Here is a 14,633-nt window from a genome sequence, read left to right as displayed (position 1 = left end):
CAGCCAATAAAAAAGAAAGGATAGGTAAAAATATGGAACTTAAATTTGTGATTCCCAACATGGAAAAAACATTCGGCAATTTAGAATTTGCTGGCGAGGATAAAGTCGTTCAGCGAAGAATCAACGGACGGCTAACTGTCTTATCAAGAAGCTATAATCTCTATTCTGATGTTCAAAGAGCAGATGATATTGTGGTGGTGCTTCCTGCTGAAGCTGGCGAAAAACATTTCGGCTTTGAGGAACGTGTGAAGTTAGTCAATCCACGTATTACCGCAGAGGGCTACAAAATCGGCACTCGTGGTTTTACAAATTACCTTTTACATGCTGACGACATGATAAAAGAATAAAGAAAGAGAGGAAAAATGATGAGATTAGCAAATGGCATTGTATTAGATAAAGACACGACTTTTGGAGAATTGAAATTCTCTGCTCTACGTCGTGAAGTGAGAATCCAAAATGAAGACGGGTCGGTTTCAGATGAAATCAAGGAACGTACCTATGACTTAAAATCCAAAGGACAAGGACGCATGATTCAAGTAAGTATTCCTGCCAGCGTGCCTTTGAAAGAGTTTGATTATAACGCACGGGTGGAACTTATCAATCCCATTGCGGACACCGTTGCTACTGCCACCTATCAAGGAGCAGATGTTGACTGGTATATCAAGGCAGACGATATTGTGCTGACAAAGGATTCTAGTTCATTCAAAGCTCAACCACAAGCAAAGAAAGAACCGACACAAGACAAATAGTCGCTAGGTAGAAAGGAGACTTTTTCGCATGAAACAGCGTGGTAAAAGGATTCGCCCATCTGGTAAAGATTTAGTCTTTCATTTTACGATAGCGTCACTCCTGCCTGTTTTCCTGCTGGTTGTCGGACTGTTTCATGTGAAGACAATCCAGCAGATCAACTGGCAAGATTTTAACCTATCACAAGCAGATAAGATTGACATTCCCTATTTAATTATCAGTTTCAGTGTCGCAATTCTTATCTGCTTGCTGGTAGCGTTTGTATTCAAACGGGTTCGCTATGATACGGTTAAACAACTTTACCACCGTCAAAAACTGGCAAAGATGATACTTGAAAACAAGTGGTATGAATCTGAACAGGTCAAAACAGAGGGTTTCTTTAAAGATAGTGCTGGTCGTACAAAGGAAAAGATAACCTACTTCCCTAAAATGTATTATCGACTTAAAAATGGCTTGATACAGATACGGGTGGAAATCACGCTGGGAAAATATCAAGACCAACTCTTACACTTGGAAAAGAAATTAGAGAGTGGCTTGTACTGTGAGCTGACGGATAAAGAGTTAAAGGATTCCTATGTGGAATATACTTTGCTCTATGACACCATAGCCAGTCGTATTTCTATTGATGAAGTAGAAGCTAAAGATGGTAAACTTCGCTTAATGAAAAACGTATGGTGGGAATATGATAAGCTCCCTCATATGTTGATTGCTGGTGGTACAGGTGGCGGTAAAACTTACTTTATACTGACACTGATTGAAGCCTTGCTTCATACAGATTCAAAACTGTATATTCTTGACCCGAAAAATGCTGATCTTGCGGACTTAGGTTCTGTGATGGCAAATGTCTACTATAGAAAAGAAGACTTGCTTTCTTGCATTGAAACATTCTATGAAGAAATGATGAAACGTAGTGAGGAAATGAAGCAGATGAAGAACTATAAGACTGGCAAAAATTATGCTTACTTAGGTCTCCCGGCACACTTCTTAATCTTTGATGAATACGTCGCTTTCATGGAAATGCTGGGAACAAAAGAAAACACCGCAGTTATGAATAAGCTGAAACAGATTGTCATGTTAGGTCGTCAAGCTGGCTTCTTTCTAATACTGGCTTGTCAACGTCCAGACGCAAAATATTTAGGCGACGGAATCCGTGATCAGTTTAATTTCAGAGTGGCTTTAGGTCGTATGTCTGAAATGGGCTATGGCATGATGTTTGGCAGTGACGTACAAAAGGATTTCTTCTTAAAGCGAATCAAAGGTCGTGGCTATGTTGATGTAGGAACAAGTGTCATATCAGAGTTTTATACTCCCCTTGTACCAAAAGGATATGATTTCTTGGAGGAAATTAAAAAGTTATCCAACAGCAGACAGTCCACGCAGGCGACGTGCGAAGCGGAAGTCGCAGGTGTGGACTGATCTTGCTGGCTGGTGTGGCAATAGCCACGCCAGCACTTAACCCCCCGTATCTAACAGGGGGGTACAAATCGACAGGAAACAGTCAAAAAAACATTAGAAAATCCTTTGGTTACAAGGGATTTACAAAATTTCAGCGTATGTCAAATGGGCTTTAAAAGTTGACATACGCCTTTTTGATTGGAGGGATTTTTACTGAATGAACAAACTTGGTTACAGCATTTAAAAGAAAAACGCTTGGCTTATGGACTATCTCAAAACCGTTTAGCTGTTGCGACTGGTATTACAAGGCAGTATCTAAGCGATATTGAAACAGGAAAAGTCAAGCCATCAGAGGATTTACAGCAGTCCCTTTGGGAAGCTCTGGAACGCTTCAATCCCGACGCTCCCCTTGAAATGCTGTTTGATTATGTAAGAATTCGCTTTCCGACAACAGACGTACAGCAGGTGGTCGAAAACATCTTACAACTGAAACTGTCCTATTTTCTTCATGAGGACTATGGTTTCTATTCTTATTCAGAGCATTATGCTTTAGGCGACATATTCGTCCTTTGCTCCCATGAACTGGACAAAGGAGTTCTGGTGGAATTGAAAGGTCGTGGGTGCAGACAATTTGAAAGCTATCTTCTGGCACAACAAAGAAGCTGGTATGAGTTCTTTATGGACGTTTTGGTGGCTGGCGGTGTGATGAAACGCCTTGACCTTGCCATTAACGATAAGACAGGGATTTTAAATATCCCTGTACTCACTGAAAAGTGCCAACAGGAAGAATGTATCTCCGTCTTCCGCAGTTTTAAAAGCTATCGCAGTGGCGAACTGGTACGCAAAGAGGAAAAGGAATGTATGGGAAACACCCTCTATATCGGTTCATTACAAAGTGAAGTTTATTTCTGTATCTATGAAAAGGACTACGAGCAGTACAAGAAAAATGATATTCCCATTGAAGACGCAGAAGTAAAAAACCGTTTTGAGATTCGATTGAAAAATGAGCGTGCCTATTATGCAGTCCGTGATTTACTCGTCTATGACAATCCAGAGCATACCGCCTTTAAAATTATCAATCGGTATATCCGTTTTGTAGATAAAGACGATTCCAAACCTCGTTCTGATTGGAAACTGAATGAAGAATGGGCTTGGTTTATTGGGAACAACCGTGAACGATTAAAACTAACCACAAAACCAGAGCCTTACTCTTTCCAGCGGACGCTGAACTGGCTTTCCCATCAAGTCGCACCCACTTTAAAGGTTGCGATTAAACTTGATGAAATCAACCAGACGCAGGTTGTGAAAGACATTCTCGACCATGCGAAACTGACAGACCGGCATGAGCAGATTTTGAAGCAACAGTCGGCAAAAGATAAGGACGTGATAACGACAAAGAAATAACCTAAACACAAATTCATTGAATATAGAGAGGAGAACATTTTTATGAATTTTGGACAAAACCTTTATAACTGGTTTCTATCAAACGCTCAATCACTGGTACTTTTAGCAATCGTTGTGATTGGCTTGTATCTTGGCTTCAAGCGTGAGTTCAGTAAACTCATTGGCTTTCTCATTATTGCGATTATTGCGGTAGGCTTAGTCTTCAACGCTGCTGGAGTAAAAGACATTTTACTAGAGCTATTCAATCGCATTATTGGTGCTTAAATTAAACCGTTATTTTGTGGAATATAAGTGGTTTTCTTATGTTCCGCAAAAGAATGGTACACCAAACGAAGTGCGGTAGGGATTTTTGAATCTCTATAAAGAAAGGACGTGTGAATACATGGACGATATGCAAGTCTACATTGCCAATTTAGGCAAATACAATGAGGGCGAATTAGTTGGTGCATGGTTTACCTTTCCCATTGATTTTGAGGAAGTCAAAGAGAAAATCGGCTTGAATGATGAATATGAGGAATACGCCATTCATGATTACGAGTTACCCTTTACGGTTGACGAATACACTTCTATTAGCGAACTCAATCGCCTATGGGAAATGGTATCGGAGTTGCCAGAAGAACTACAATCGGAGCTATCTGCTCTGCTCACTCATTTTTCAAGTATTGAAGAATTAAGCGAACATCAAGAAGATATTATCATTCATTCCGATTGTGATGATATGTCTGACGTGGCACGCTACTACATTGAAGAAACGGGTGCTTTAGGCGAAGTGCCAGCCAGTCTTCAAAACTATATTGATTATGAATCCTATGGTCGGGATTTAGACCTTTCGGGAACGTTTATCTCAACCAATCACGGGATTTTTGAAATCGTCTATTAAATCTGTCGGTACATTCTTACTGGCAGATTTTCTTGTTTACGGGGTAGTCAAAAGACTATCCCCATTTTTATGAAAGGATTGATTACATGAAGAAAATACGAAGCTATACCAGTATCTGGTCTGTTGAGAAAGTGTTGTACTCCATCAATGACTTTAGACTTCCGTTTCCCATAACCTTTACGCAAATGACATGGTTTGTCGTGTCACTCTTTGCAGTTATGATACTTGGCAACTTGCCCCCTCTTTCTATGATAGAGGGAGCATTTCTCAAATACTTTGGGATTCCTGTGGCTTTCACATGGTTTATGTCTACAAAAACCTTTGATGGTAAAAAGCCTTATGGATTTTTGAAGTCTGTCATTGCTTATGCACTGCGACGAAAACTGACCTATGCAGGAAAAAAAGTAACGCTTGGCAGAAACCAGCCACAAGAAGCCATTACAGCAGTTAGGAGTGAATTTTATGGCATATCCAATTAAATATATTGAAAACAATCTGGTCTGGAATAAAGATGGGGAATGTTACGCTTACTATGAGCTTGTTCCCTACAATTACTCATTTCTAAGTCCGGAACAGAAAATACAAGTACATGATTCTTTCAGACAGCTTATCGCACAAAATCGTGATGGCAAGATTCATGCTTTACAAATCAGTACAGAATCCAGCATACTTTCTGCACAAGAACGTTCCAAAAATGAAGTCACTGGAAAGCTCAAAACGGTTGCCTATGACAAAATCGACCAACAGACAGACGCTTTAATATCCATGATTGGCGAAAATCAAGTGGACTACCGTTTCTTTATCGGTTTTAAGTTGCTTCTCAACGATCAGGAGTTTTCTATGAAAAGTCTTACCGTTGAAGCAAAAAATGCTTTTACTGATTTTGTCTATGATGTGAACCATAAGCTGATGGGCGATTTTGTTAGTATGAGTAATGATGAAATCCTGCGTTTTCAGAAGATGGAAAAGCTTTTAGAAAATAAAATCTCCCGTCGTTTCAAAATCCGAAGATTAGATAAGGACGACTTCGGCTATCTGATTGAACACCTTTACGGACAGACAGGCACTGCCTATGAAGAGTATGAGTATCCTCTATCAAAGAAAAAGCTGGAACATGAAACACTGATTAAAACCTATGACCTCATTAAGCCTACTCGCTGTCTGGTGGAAGAAAAACAGCGATATTTGAAAATCCAGCAGGAAGACGAAACCGCCTATGTAGCTTACTTTACCATCAACAGTATTGTCGGCGAACTGGACTTCCCGTCCTCTGAAATCTTCTACTACCAGCAACAGCAATTTACCTTTCCGATTGATACGTCAATGAATGTGGAAATTGTAGCGAATCGTAAAGCCCTATCTACTGTCCGCAATAAAAAGAAAGAACTGAAAGACTTGGATAACCACGCATGGCAAAGTGATAATGAAACCAGCTCTAATGTGGCGGAAGCTCTGGAAAGTGTGAACGAGCTGGAAACCAATTTAGACCAAAGCAAGGAATCTATGTATAAGCTGTCCTATGTTGTAAGGGTATCAGCAAATGACCTTGACGAACTTAAACGTCGTTGTAATGAAGTGAAAGATTTCTATGATGATTTGAGCGTGAAACTGGTACGACCTTTTGGGGATATGCTGGGCTTACATGAAGAATTTTTACCTGCCAGCAAAAGATATATGAATGACTATATTCAATACGTGACCTCTGATTTCCTCGCTGGTTTAGGTTTTGGTGCTACTCAAATGCTGGGTGAAAATGAGGGGATTTATGTTGGCTACAGCTTAGATACTGGACGCAATGTCTATCTGAAACCTGCTCTTGCCAGTCAAGGGGTTAAGGGTTCAGTAACCAATGCGTTAGCGTCTGCCTTTGTCGGTTCGCTGGGTGGTGGTAAATCCTTTGCGAATAACCTTATCGTCTATTATGCAGTGCTTTATGGGGCACAAGCAGTGATTGTAGACCCAAAAGCAGAACGTGGCAGATGGAAAGAAACCTTGCCAGAGATTTCCCATGAAATCAATATCGTCAATCTGACTTCTGATGAGAAAAACAAAGGCTTACTTGACCCTTATGTAATTATGAAAAATACCAAAGATTCTGAATCACTGGCTATTGATATTTTGACATTCCTTACGGGGATTTCCTCTCGTGATGGGGAACGCTTCCCAATCCTTAGAAAAGCCATTCGTGCAGTAACCAATAGTGAAGTGCGAGGGTTGATGAAAGTGATTGAAGAATTACGGGTTGAGAATACGCCACTAAGTACCAGCATAGCCGACCATATCGAAAGTTTTACAGACTATGACTTTGCCCATCTGCTTTTTAGTGATGGTTATGTAGAGCAGTCTATCAGCCTTGAAAAACAACTGAACATTATACAGGTTGCCGACTTGGTACTTCCTGACAAGGAAACTTCCTTTGAGGAATATACCACAATGGAGTTACTATCGGTAGCAATGCTGATTGTCATTAGTACCTTTGCGTTGGACTTTATCCATACAGACCGAAGTATTTTCAAGATTGTAGACTTAGACGAAGCATGGAGCTTCTTACAGGTGGCACAAGGGAAAACACTATCTATGAAGCTGGTTCGTGCTGGTCGTGCTATGAACGCTGGGGTATATTTCGTGACCCAAAATACAGATGACCTCTTAGATGAAAAACTGAAAAATAACCTCGGCTTAAAATTTGCCTTTCGTTCCACTGACCTTAACGAGATTAAAAAAACCCTTGCCTTTTTTGGTGTAGACCCAGAGGACGAAAACAATCAGAAGCGATTGCGTGATTTGGAAAACGGGCAATGCCTTATCAGTGATTTATATGGTCGTGTCGGTGTGATACAGTTCCACCCTGTATTTGAAGAACTGCTCCATGCCTTTGATACCAGACCACCTGTGCGAAAAGAGGTGTAAATGTGAAACCATCAATATTAAACAGAATAAAATCAAACTGGACGCTGAAACGTCTAGGTAAAGTGGCAATGACAGTGGCTTTCACACTTGTGATTGCCATTTTTCTTTTAGCCATGCTGGGAACGGTGGTTCAAGCTGCGGGCTTGGTAGATGATACGGTCAATGTGGCAAATGAATACAGCCGATACCCACTTGAAAACTATCAACTGGATTTTTATGTGGATAATAGCTGGGGCTGGCTACCGTGGAACTGGTCGGACGGAATTGGAAAACAAGTCATGTATGGACTATATGCCATTACCAATTTTATTTGGACAATCAGTCTTTATGTTTCCAATGCGACGGGTTACTTAGTACAGGAAGCCTATTCCTTAGACTTCATTTCCGCTACAGCAGATTCCATTGGCAAGAATATGCAGACCCTTGCAGGGGTTACGCCTAGTGGACTATCAACAGAGGGTTTCTATGTTGGATTCCTTTTACTCTTGATTTTGGTTCTTGGGGTTTATGTTGCCTATACAGGACTGATAAAGAGAGAAACCACAAAGGCAATTCATGCCCTCATGAATTTTGTGCTGGTTTTTATCCTATCGGCTTCCTTTATTGCCTATGCTCCCGATTATATTAAGAAAATCAATGACTTTTCATCAGACATCAGCAACGCTAGTTTGTCACTGGGTACAAAAATTGTCATGCCCCATTCAGATAGTCAAGGCAAGGACAGTGTGGACTTGATACGTGACAGCCTATTTTCCATACAGGTTCAGCAACCGTGGCTACTGCTTCAATATAACAGTTCAGACATTGAAAGTATTGGTATTGACCGTGTGGAAAGCCTGCTCTCAACCAGTCCAGATTCCAACAATGGGGAAGACAGAGAAAAAATTGTTGCGGAAGAAATTGAAGATAGAAGCAATACCAATATGACGATTACAAAGACGATTAACCGTTTAGGTACAGTCTTCTTCCTATTTGTCTTCAATATTGGGATTTCCATATTTGTATTCCTATTAACAGGAATCATGATTTTCTCGCAGGTACTTTTTATCATCTATGCTATGTTTCTGCCTGTGAGCTTTATTTTAAGCATGATTCCATCATTTGATGGTATGTCAAAACGAGCCATAACAAAGCTCTTTAATACCATTTTGACACGAGCTGGAATCACATTGATTATTACGACAGCATTTAGTATTTCAACCATGCTCTATACCTTATCGGCTGGTTATCCGTTCTTTTTGATTGCTTTTCTACAGATTGTGACCTTTGCAGGAATCTACTTTAAGCTGGGCGATTTAATGAGTATGTTTTCTCTACAGAGTAACGATTCTCAAAGTGTGGGAAGTCGTATGATGAGAAAACCTCGTATGCTTATGCACGCTCACATGCACCGTCTACAGCGGAAACTTGGACGCTCCGTGACTGCTTTAGGGGCTGGGTCTGCCATTGCCAGTGCTACGGGTAAAAAAGGACAGTCGGGTTCGGGAAGTTCTGCGAGTACACAAGCAGATCACTCTCGACCAAACGGGCAGGAAAAATCAACACTAGGAAAGCGTATCGGTCAAACCATCGGTACAGTAGCTGATACCAAAGACAGAATGGTAGATACTGCTGGTAATTTGAAAGAACAGGTTAAGGATTTGCCGACCAATGCAAGATATGCAGTATATCAAGGAAAATCTAAAGTGACGGATAATGTCCATGATTTAACCAGAAGTATTTCTCAAACCAAAGCGGATAAAGCCAGTGGACGCAAGAAACAGCAGGAACAAAGACGGAAAACCATTGCGGAGCGTCGCTCTGAAATGGAACAGGTCAAACAGAAAAAACAGCCAGCTTCTTCCGTTCATGAAAGACCAGCCACTAAGCAAGAACAATCTCATGATGGACAGACTTCAAGGCAAACAACTGTACAGGCTTCCTATAGGGAATCTCAACAAGCCAAACAAGAGCGTCCAACAGTTAAGTCCGATTCTTCAAGTTTAAAAACGGAACGTCAAAGTAATACAGTTCAAGAAAGAACGGTTCAAAAGCCAGTAACTTCAACTGCACCAACAGATAGAGCTTCACAACGTTCAATCACAAAAGAACGTCAGTCTACTGTTCAAAGAGTACCACTACAAAATATAAAAAGTAGACCACCAATCAAAACCGCCACCATTAAGAAAGGCAGTAAGAAACCATGAAGCTGAAAACTTTAGTGATTGGTGGTTCGGGATTATTCTTGATGGTCTTCTCACTGCTTCTGTTTGTCGCCATTTTATTTTCAGATGAACAAGATGGCGGTTTTTCCAACATTCACTATGGCGGTGTGGATGTTTCCGCAGAAGTGCTGGCTCATAAGCCTATGGTAGAAAAAGTTGCCAAAGAATATGGAATTGAAGAATACGTCAATATACTTCTTGCGATTATACAGGTGGAATCGGGTGGTACAGCAGAAGATGTTATGCAGTCCTCGGAATCCCTCGGTCTTCCACCTAATTCATTGAGTACAGAAGAATCCATTAAGCAAGGTGTGAAGTATTTCAGTGAGTTATTAGCCAGTAGCGAAAGGCTTGGTGTAGATTTAGAATCGGTTATCCAGTCCTACAATTATGGTGGTGGTTTCTTAGGATATGTGGCTAATCGTGGGAATAAATATACCTTTGAACTGGCTCAAAGTTTCTCAAAAGAGTATTCGGGTGACGAAAAAGTGTCTTACCCCAATCCCATAGCCATACCTATCAATGGGGGCTGGCGATACAATTACGGGAATATGTTTTATGTGCAACTGGTAACGCAGTATCTTGTCACAACAGAGTTTAATGATGATACAGTACAAGCCATCATGGACGAAGCTCTGAAATTTGAAGGCTGGAAGTATGTCTATGGCGGAGCTTCCCCGACTACCTCTTTTGATTGTAGCGGACTGACACAATGGACGTATGGAAAAGCTGGAATCAACTTACCACGAACAGCACAACAGCAATATGATGTAACCCGGCATATCCCATTATTGGAAGCAAAAGCCGGCGATTTGGTTTTCTTTCATTCTACCTATAACGCTGGCTCTTATATTACTCATATCGGGATTTATTTAGGCGATAACCGTATGTTTCATGCAGGCGACCCTATCGGTTATGCCGACTTAACAAGCTCTTACTGGCAACAGCATTTAGTGGGAGCAGGACGAATCAAACAATAAGAAAGGACGATTCAATGATGAAATTCGGAAAAAATCAGAATACAGAAAAACAGACACCAAAGGAAAAGAAACCTCGTGTCTATAAGGTCAATCCTCGTAAAAAGGTTGTGATTGTCCTATGGGTACTTTTAGGACTTAGTTTCAGCTTTGCGATATTCAAGCACTTTACAGCCATTGATACCCATACCATTCATGAAACCACCATCATAGAAAAGGAATATGTCGATACTCATCATGTGGAAAATTTTGTAGAGAACTTTGCGAAAGTCTACTATTCATGGGAACTAAACGACAAGTCCATTGATAATCGCATAGAAAACCTGAAAGCATATCTGACAGAGGAACTTCAAGCTCTGAATGTCGATACAGTTCGTAAAGATATTCCTGTATCGTCTTCTGTAAAAGGATTTCAGATATGGACGGTAGAAGCAGATGGCGACAATCAATTTGATGTAACCTACAGTGTAGACCAACTCATTACAGAGGGGGAAAATACAAAGACCGTCCACTCTGCTTATATAGTGAGTGTCTATGTAGACAGTACTGGAAATATGGTCCTCATTAAGAATCCGACCATTACTAGCATACCAAAGAAATCAGACTATAAACCAAAAGCTATTGAAAGTGAGGGTACGGTTGATTCCATTACAACCAATGAAATCAATGAGTTTTTAACGACGTTCTTCAAGCTCTATCCTACAGCGACAGCCAGTGAACTTTCCTACTATGTGAATGACGGGATATTAAAACCAATCGGAAAAGAGTACATCTTTCAAGAACTGGTAAATCCTATTTACAATCGTAAGGATAATCAAGTCACGGTATCGCTGACAGTGGAGTATATCGACCAGCAGACCAAAGCAACGCAGGTATCTCAATTTGATTTGGTACTTGAAAAGAACGGGAGTAATTGGAAGATTATAGAATAACAAATATTGGTACATTATTACAGCTATTTTGTAATCACGTACTCTCTTTGATAAAAAATTGGAGATTCCTTTACAAATATGCTCTTACGTGCTATTATTTAAGTGACTATTTAAAAGGAGTTAATAAATATGCGGCAAGGTATTCTTAAATAAACTGTCAATTTGATAGCGGGAACAAATAATTAGATGTCCTTTTTTAGGAGGGCTTAGTTTTTTGTACCCAGTTTAAGAATACCTTTATCATGTGATTCTAAAGTATCCAGAGAATATCTGTATGCTTTGTATACCTATGGTTATGCATAAAAATCCCAGTGATAAAAGTATTTATCACTGGGATTTTTATGCCCTTTTGGGTTTTTGAATGGAGGAAAATCACATGAAAATTATTAATATTGGAGTTTTAGCTCATGTTGATGCAGGAAAAACTACCTTAACAGAAAGCTTATTATATAACAGTGGAGCGATTACAGAATTAGGAAGCGTGGACAAAGGTACAACGAGGACGGATAATACGCTTTTAGAACGTCAGAGAGGAATTACAATTCAGACAGGAATAACCTCTTTTCAGTGGGAAAATACGAAGGTGAACATCATAGACACGCCAGGACATATGGATTTCTTAGCAGAAGTATATCGTTCATTATCAGTTTTAGATGGGGCAATTCTACTGATTTCTGCAAAAGATGGCGTACAAGCACAAACTCGTATATTATTTCATGCACTTAGGAAAATGGGGATTCCCACAATCTTTTTTATCAATAAGATTGACCAAAATGGAATTGATTTATCAACGGTTTATCAGGATATTAAAGAGAAACTTTCTGCCGAAATTGTAATCAAACAGAAGGTAGAACTGTATCCTAATATGTGTGTGACGAACTTTACCGAATCTGAACAATGGGATACGGTAATAGAGGGAAACGATGACCTTTTAGAGAAATATATGTCCGGTAAATCATTAGAAGCATTGGAACTCGAACAAGAGGAAAGCATAAGATTTCAGAATTGTTCTCTGTTCCCTCTTTATCATGGAAGTGCAAAAAGTAATATAGGGATTGATAACCTTATAGAAGTTATTACTAATAAATTTTATTCATCAACACATCGAGGTCCGTCTGAACTTTGCGGAAATGTTTTCAAAATTGAATATACAAAAAAAAGACAACGTCTTGCATATATACGCCTTTATAGTGGAGTACTACATTTACGAGATTCGGTTAGAGTATCAGAAAAAGAAAAAATAAAAGTTACAGAAATGTATACTTCAATAAATGGTGAATTATGTAAGATTGATAGAGCTTATTCTGGAGAAATTGTTATTTTGCAAAATGAGTTTTTGAAGTTAAATAGTGTTCTTGGAGATACAAAACTATTGCCACAGAGAAAAAAGATTGAAAATCCGCACCCTCTACTACAAACAACTGTTGAACCGAGTAAACCTGAACAGAGAGAAATGTTGCTTGATGCCCTTTTGGAAATCTCAGATAGTGATCCGCTTCTACGATATTACGTGGATTCTACGACACATGAAATTATACTTTCTTTCTTAGGGAAAGTACAAATGGAAGTGATTAGTGCACTGTTGCAAGAAAAGTATCATGTGGAGATAGAACTAAAAGAGCCTACAGTCATTTATATGGAGAGACCGTTAAAAAATGCAGAATATACCATTCACATCGAAGTGCCGCCAAATCCTTTCTGGGCTTCCATTGGTTTATCTGTATCACCGCTTCCGTTGGGAAGTGGAATGCAGTATGAGAGCTCGGTTTCTCTTGGATACTTAAATCAATCGTTTCAAAATGCAGTTATGGAGGGGATACGCTATGGCTGTGAACAAGGATTGTATGGTTGGAATGTGACGGACTGTAAAATCTGTTTTAAGTATGGCTTATACTATAGCCCTGTTAGTACCCCAGCAGATTTTCGGATGCTTGCTCCTATTGTATTGGAACAAGTCTTAAAAAAAGCTGGAACAGAATTGTTAGAGCCATATCTTAGTTTTAAAATTTATGCGCCACAGGAATATCTTTCACGAGCATACAACGATGCTCCTAAATATTGTGCGAACATCGTAGACACTCAATTGAAAAATAATGAGGTCATTCTTAGTGGAGAAATCCCTGCTCGGTGTATTCAAGAATATCGTAGTGATTTAACTTTCTTTACAAATGGACGTAGTGTTTGTTTAACAGAGTTAAAAGGGTACCATGTTACTACCGGTGAACCTGTTTGCCAGCCCCGTCGTCCAAATAGTCGGATAGATAAAGTACGATATATGTTCAATAAAATAACTTAGTGTATTTTATGTTGTTATATAAATATGGTTTCTTGTTAAATAAGATGAAATATTCTTTAATAAAGATTTGAATTAAAGTGTAAAGGAGGAGATAGTTATTATAAACTACAAGTGGATATTGTGTCCTGTATGTGGAAATAAAACACGATTAAAGATAAGGGAAGATACTGAATTAAAAAAATTCCCCCTCTATTGTCCGAAATGCAGACAAGAAAATTTAATTGAAATAAAGCAGTTCAAAGTAACTGTGATTACAGAGCCAGACGCAAAGACGCAGAGCCGATAAAATGAGATTAATACAATCTCATTTTATCGGCTCTTTCCGTTATGTATGGATTCTTTTAATTAGTCTTCGATGTTTCTTGCTTCGTTGATACCGCTGGCTAAAGATTCCATTAAGGATAGTTCTTTGTCTGTAAAGCTATCCATGTATTTCTCTATCTGTAATCGTCGGGTGCTTTTTACCAAGTTATTAGCAGGTAAGAAAAATTCATCAACGGAAACATGAAGTAACGATACAAGGTCATAAAGAACTTGTATGCTGGGGTGTTGCCCCTTATTTTCAATATTAGTTAAGTAACGTGGGTCAATTTCAATCAATGCTCCCACTTGTTCACGAGTTAAACCTCGTTTCAATCGAGCTTCTTTAATGGCTAAACCAAAGGCTCTAAAATCATATTTATCTTCTTTTTTACGCATAATAGACCACCTCTATACATTTTACTGTTCCTATTGAATTAGAAACAGGTATAGAAAAACATGTTATATAGTTTATAGGTTCATATTTAATAAAAAGCACTACTAAACGCCAATAAAAAAAACCGTTATATGGTAGCAATGCCAATAAGTTAAGGGTATTGACAACAATGAAAAGTGATATCTAGTGAA

General features: G+C 39.2%; 16 protein-coding genes. 15 read left to right on the top strand and 1 reads right to left on the bottom strand.

The features are described from left to right. Window positions 1–32: 32 nt before the first annotated feature. The 15 genes from DW114_RS16445 to DW114_RS16370 all read left to right on the top strand — a co-directional run bounded on the left by DW114_RS16445 (window position 33) and on the right by DW114_RS16370 (window position 14,031). On the top strand, window positions 33–347 hold the full coding sequence (locus DW114_RS16445; protein ID WP_000420682.1) for a YdcP family protein: 315 nt from the start codon (window positions 33–35) through the stop codon (window positions 345–347). Between the two features lie 15 nt (window positions 348–362). Further along, the gene (locus tag DW114_RS16440) at window positions 363–749 is read left to right on the top strand and encodes a YdcP family protein (protein ID WP_000985015.1); all 387 of its coding nucleotides are present in this window, start codon (window positions 363–365) and stop codon (window positions 747–749) included. Window positions 750–777: 28 nt separating this feature from the next. Then, complete coding sequence (locus DW114_RS16435; protein ID WP_000813488.1) at window positions 778–2,163, top strand: FtsK/SpoIIIE domain-containing protein; 1,386 nt, start codon at window positions 778–780, stop codon at window positions 2,161–2,163. A gap of 2 nt (window positions 2,164–2,165) precedes the next feature. Next, window positions 2,166–2,318, top strand: coding sequence for a hypothetical protein (locus DW114_RS16430; RefSeq protein WP_000879507.1), 153 nt, complete (start codon window positions 2,166–2,168; stop codon window positions 2,316–2,318). A 22-nt stretch (window positions 2,319–2,340) separates the two neighbouring features. Further along, a complete protein-coding gene (gene mobT, locus DW114_RS16425; RefSeq protein WP_050242152.1) occupies window positions 2,341–3,546 on the top strand; it encodes a MobT family relaxase in 1,206 nt (401 codons plus the stop codon). A gap of 42 nt (window positions 3,547–3,588) precedes the next feature. Continuing rightward, window positions 3,589–3,810, top strand: coding sequence for a hypothetical protein (locus tag DW114_RS16420; RefSeq protein ID WP_001009056.1), 222 nt, complete (start codon window positions 3,589–3,591; stop codon window positions 3,808–3,810). 118 nt (window positions 3,811–3,928) lie between these two features. Continuing rightward, a complete protein-coding gene (locus tag DW114_RS16415) occupies window positions 3,929–4,426 on the top strand; it encodes an antirestriction protein ArdA (RefSeq protein WP_002345010.1) in 498 nt (165 codons plus the stop codon). Window positions 4,427–4,512: 86 nt separating this feature from the next. After that, entirely contained in the window at window positions 4,513–4,905 is a 393-nt protein-coding gene (locus tag DW114_RS16410; RefSeq protein ID WP_002345009.1) for a conjugal transfer protein, read from the top strand. Then, on the top strand, window positions 4,889–7,336 hold the full coding sequence (locus tag DW114_RS16405) for an ATP-binding protein (RefSeq protein WP_000331148.1): 2,448 nt from the start codon (window positions 4,889–4,891) through the stop codon (window positions 7,334–7,336). Before DW114_RS16410 ends, DW114_RS16405 begins: the two co-directional genes overlap by 17 nt. Before the next feature lie 2 nt (window positions 7,337–7,338). Further along, window positions 7,339–9,522, top strand: a complete 2,184-nt coding sequence (locus DW114_RS16400; protein WP_117454801.1) for a CD3337/EF1877 family mobilome membrane protein — start codon at window positions 7,339–7,341, stop codon at window positions 9,520–9,522. Further along, window positions 9,519–10,520 carry a lysozyme family protein gene (locus DW114_RS16395; protein WP_020224359.1) on the top strand — a complete coding sequence of 334 codons (1,002 nt, stop codon included), beginning with the start codon at window positions 9,519–9,521 and terminating at the stop codon, window positions 10,518–10,520. The genes DW114_RS16400 and DW114_RS16395 overlap by 4 nt, the downstream gene beginning before the upstream one ends. After that, on the top strand, window positions 10,517–11,449 hold the full coding sequence (locus DW114_RS16390; protein WP_074400123.1) for a conjugal transfer protein: 933 nt from the start codon (window positions 10,517–10,519) through the stop codon (window positions 11,447–11,449). The genes DW114_RS16395 and DW114_RS16390 overlap by 4 nt, the downstream gene beginning before the upstream one ends. A gap of 244 nt (window positions 11,450–11,693) precedes the next feature. Further along, complete coding sequence (locus DW114_RS16380; protein ID WP_001791010.1) at window positions 11,694–11,810, top strand: tetracycline resistance determinant leader peptide; 117 nt, start codon at window positions 11,694–11,696, stop codon at window positions 11,808–11,810. Between the two features lie 15 nt (window positions 11,811–11,825). Further along, window positions 11,826–13,745: a tetracycline resistance ribosomal protection protein Tet(M) gene (tet(M), locus tag DW114_RS16375; protein ID WP_000691736.1), complete on the top strand. Its 1,920-nt coding sequence runs from the start codon at window positions 11,826–11,828 to the stop codon at window positions 13,743–13,745. A 118-nt stretch (window positions 13,746–13,863) separates the two neighbouring features. Next, on the top strand, window positions 13,864–14,031 hold the full coding sequence (locus DW114_RS16370) for a cysteine-rich KTR domain-containing protein (protein ID WP_000336323.1): 168 nt from the start codon (window positions 13,864–13,866) through the stop codon (window positions 14,029–14,031). 59 nt (window positions 14,032–14,090) lie between these two features. Here the strand turns inward: DW114_RS16370 and DW114_RS16365 are convergent, their stop codons facing one another. Next, complete coding sequence (locus DW114_RS16365; RefSeq protein ID WP_001227347.1) at window positions 14,091–14,444, bottom strand: helix-turn-helix transcriptional regulator; 354 nt, start codon at window positions 14,442–14,444, stop codon at window positions 14,091–14,093. Window positions 14,445–14,633 lie beyond the last annotated feature (189 nt).

This window comes from Absiella sp. AM09-50, assembly GCF_003433845.1.
Classification (GTDB): Bacteria; Bacillota_I; Bacilli_A; order Erysipelotrichales; family Erysipelotrichaceae; genus Hoskinsella; species Hoskinsella hominis.
Note: the sequence above shows the minus strand (reverse complement) of the source record. Positions and strands in the feature narration are given on the sequence as shown.

What these genes read in the sequence shown, in the direction of transcription:
- DW114_RS16365 (WP_001227347.1), bottom strand. Translation starts at nt 14,444, where the DNA reads ATGCGTAAAAAAGAAGATAAATATGATTTTAGAGCCTTTGGTTTAGCC.
- DW114_RS16435 (WP_000813488.1), top strand. Translation starts at nt 778, where the DNA reads ATGAAACAGCGTGGTAAAAGGATTCGCCCATCTGGTAAAGATTTAGTC.
- DW114_RS16395 (WP_020224359.1), top strand. Translation starts at nt 9,519, where the DNA reads ATGAAGCTGAAAACTTTAGTGATTGGTGGTTCGGGATTATTCTTGATG.
- DW114_RS16410 (WP_002345009.1), top strand. Translation starts at nt 4,513, where the DNA reads ATGAAGAAAATACGAAGCTATACCAGTATCTGGTCTGTTGAGAAAGTG.
- DW114_RS16405 (WP_000331148.1), top strand. Translation starts at nt 4,889, where the DNA reads ATGGCATATCCAATTAAATATATTGAAAACAATCTGGTCTGGAATAAA.
- DW114_RS16420 (WP_001009056.1), top strand. Translation starts at nt 3,589, where the DNA reads ATGAATTTTGGACAAAACCTTTATAACTGGTTTCTATCAAACGCTCAA.
- DW114_RS16415 (WP_002345010.1), top strand. Translation starts at nt 3,929, where the DNA reads ATGGACGATATGCAAGTCTACATTGCCAATTTAGGCAAATACAATGAG.
- DW114_RS16440 (WP_000985015.1), top strand. Translation starts at nt 363, where the DNA reads ATGATGAGATTAGCAAATGGCATTGTATTAGATAAAGACACGACTTTT.
- DW114_RS16445 (WP_000420682.1), top strand. Translation starts at nt 33, where the DNA reads ATGGAACTTAAATTTGTGATTCCCAACATGGAAAAAACATTCGGCAAT.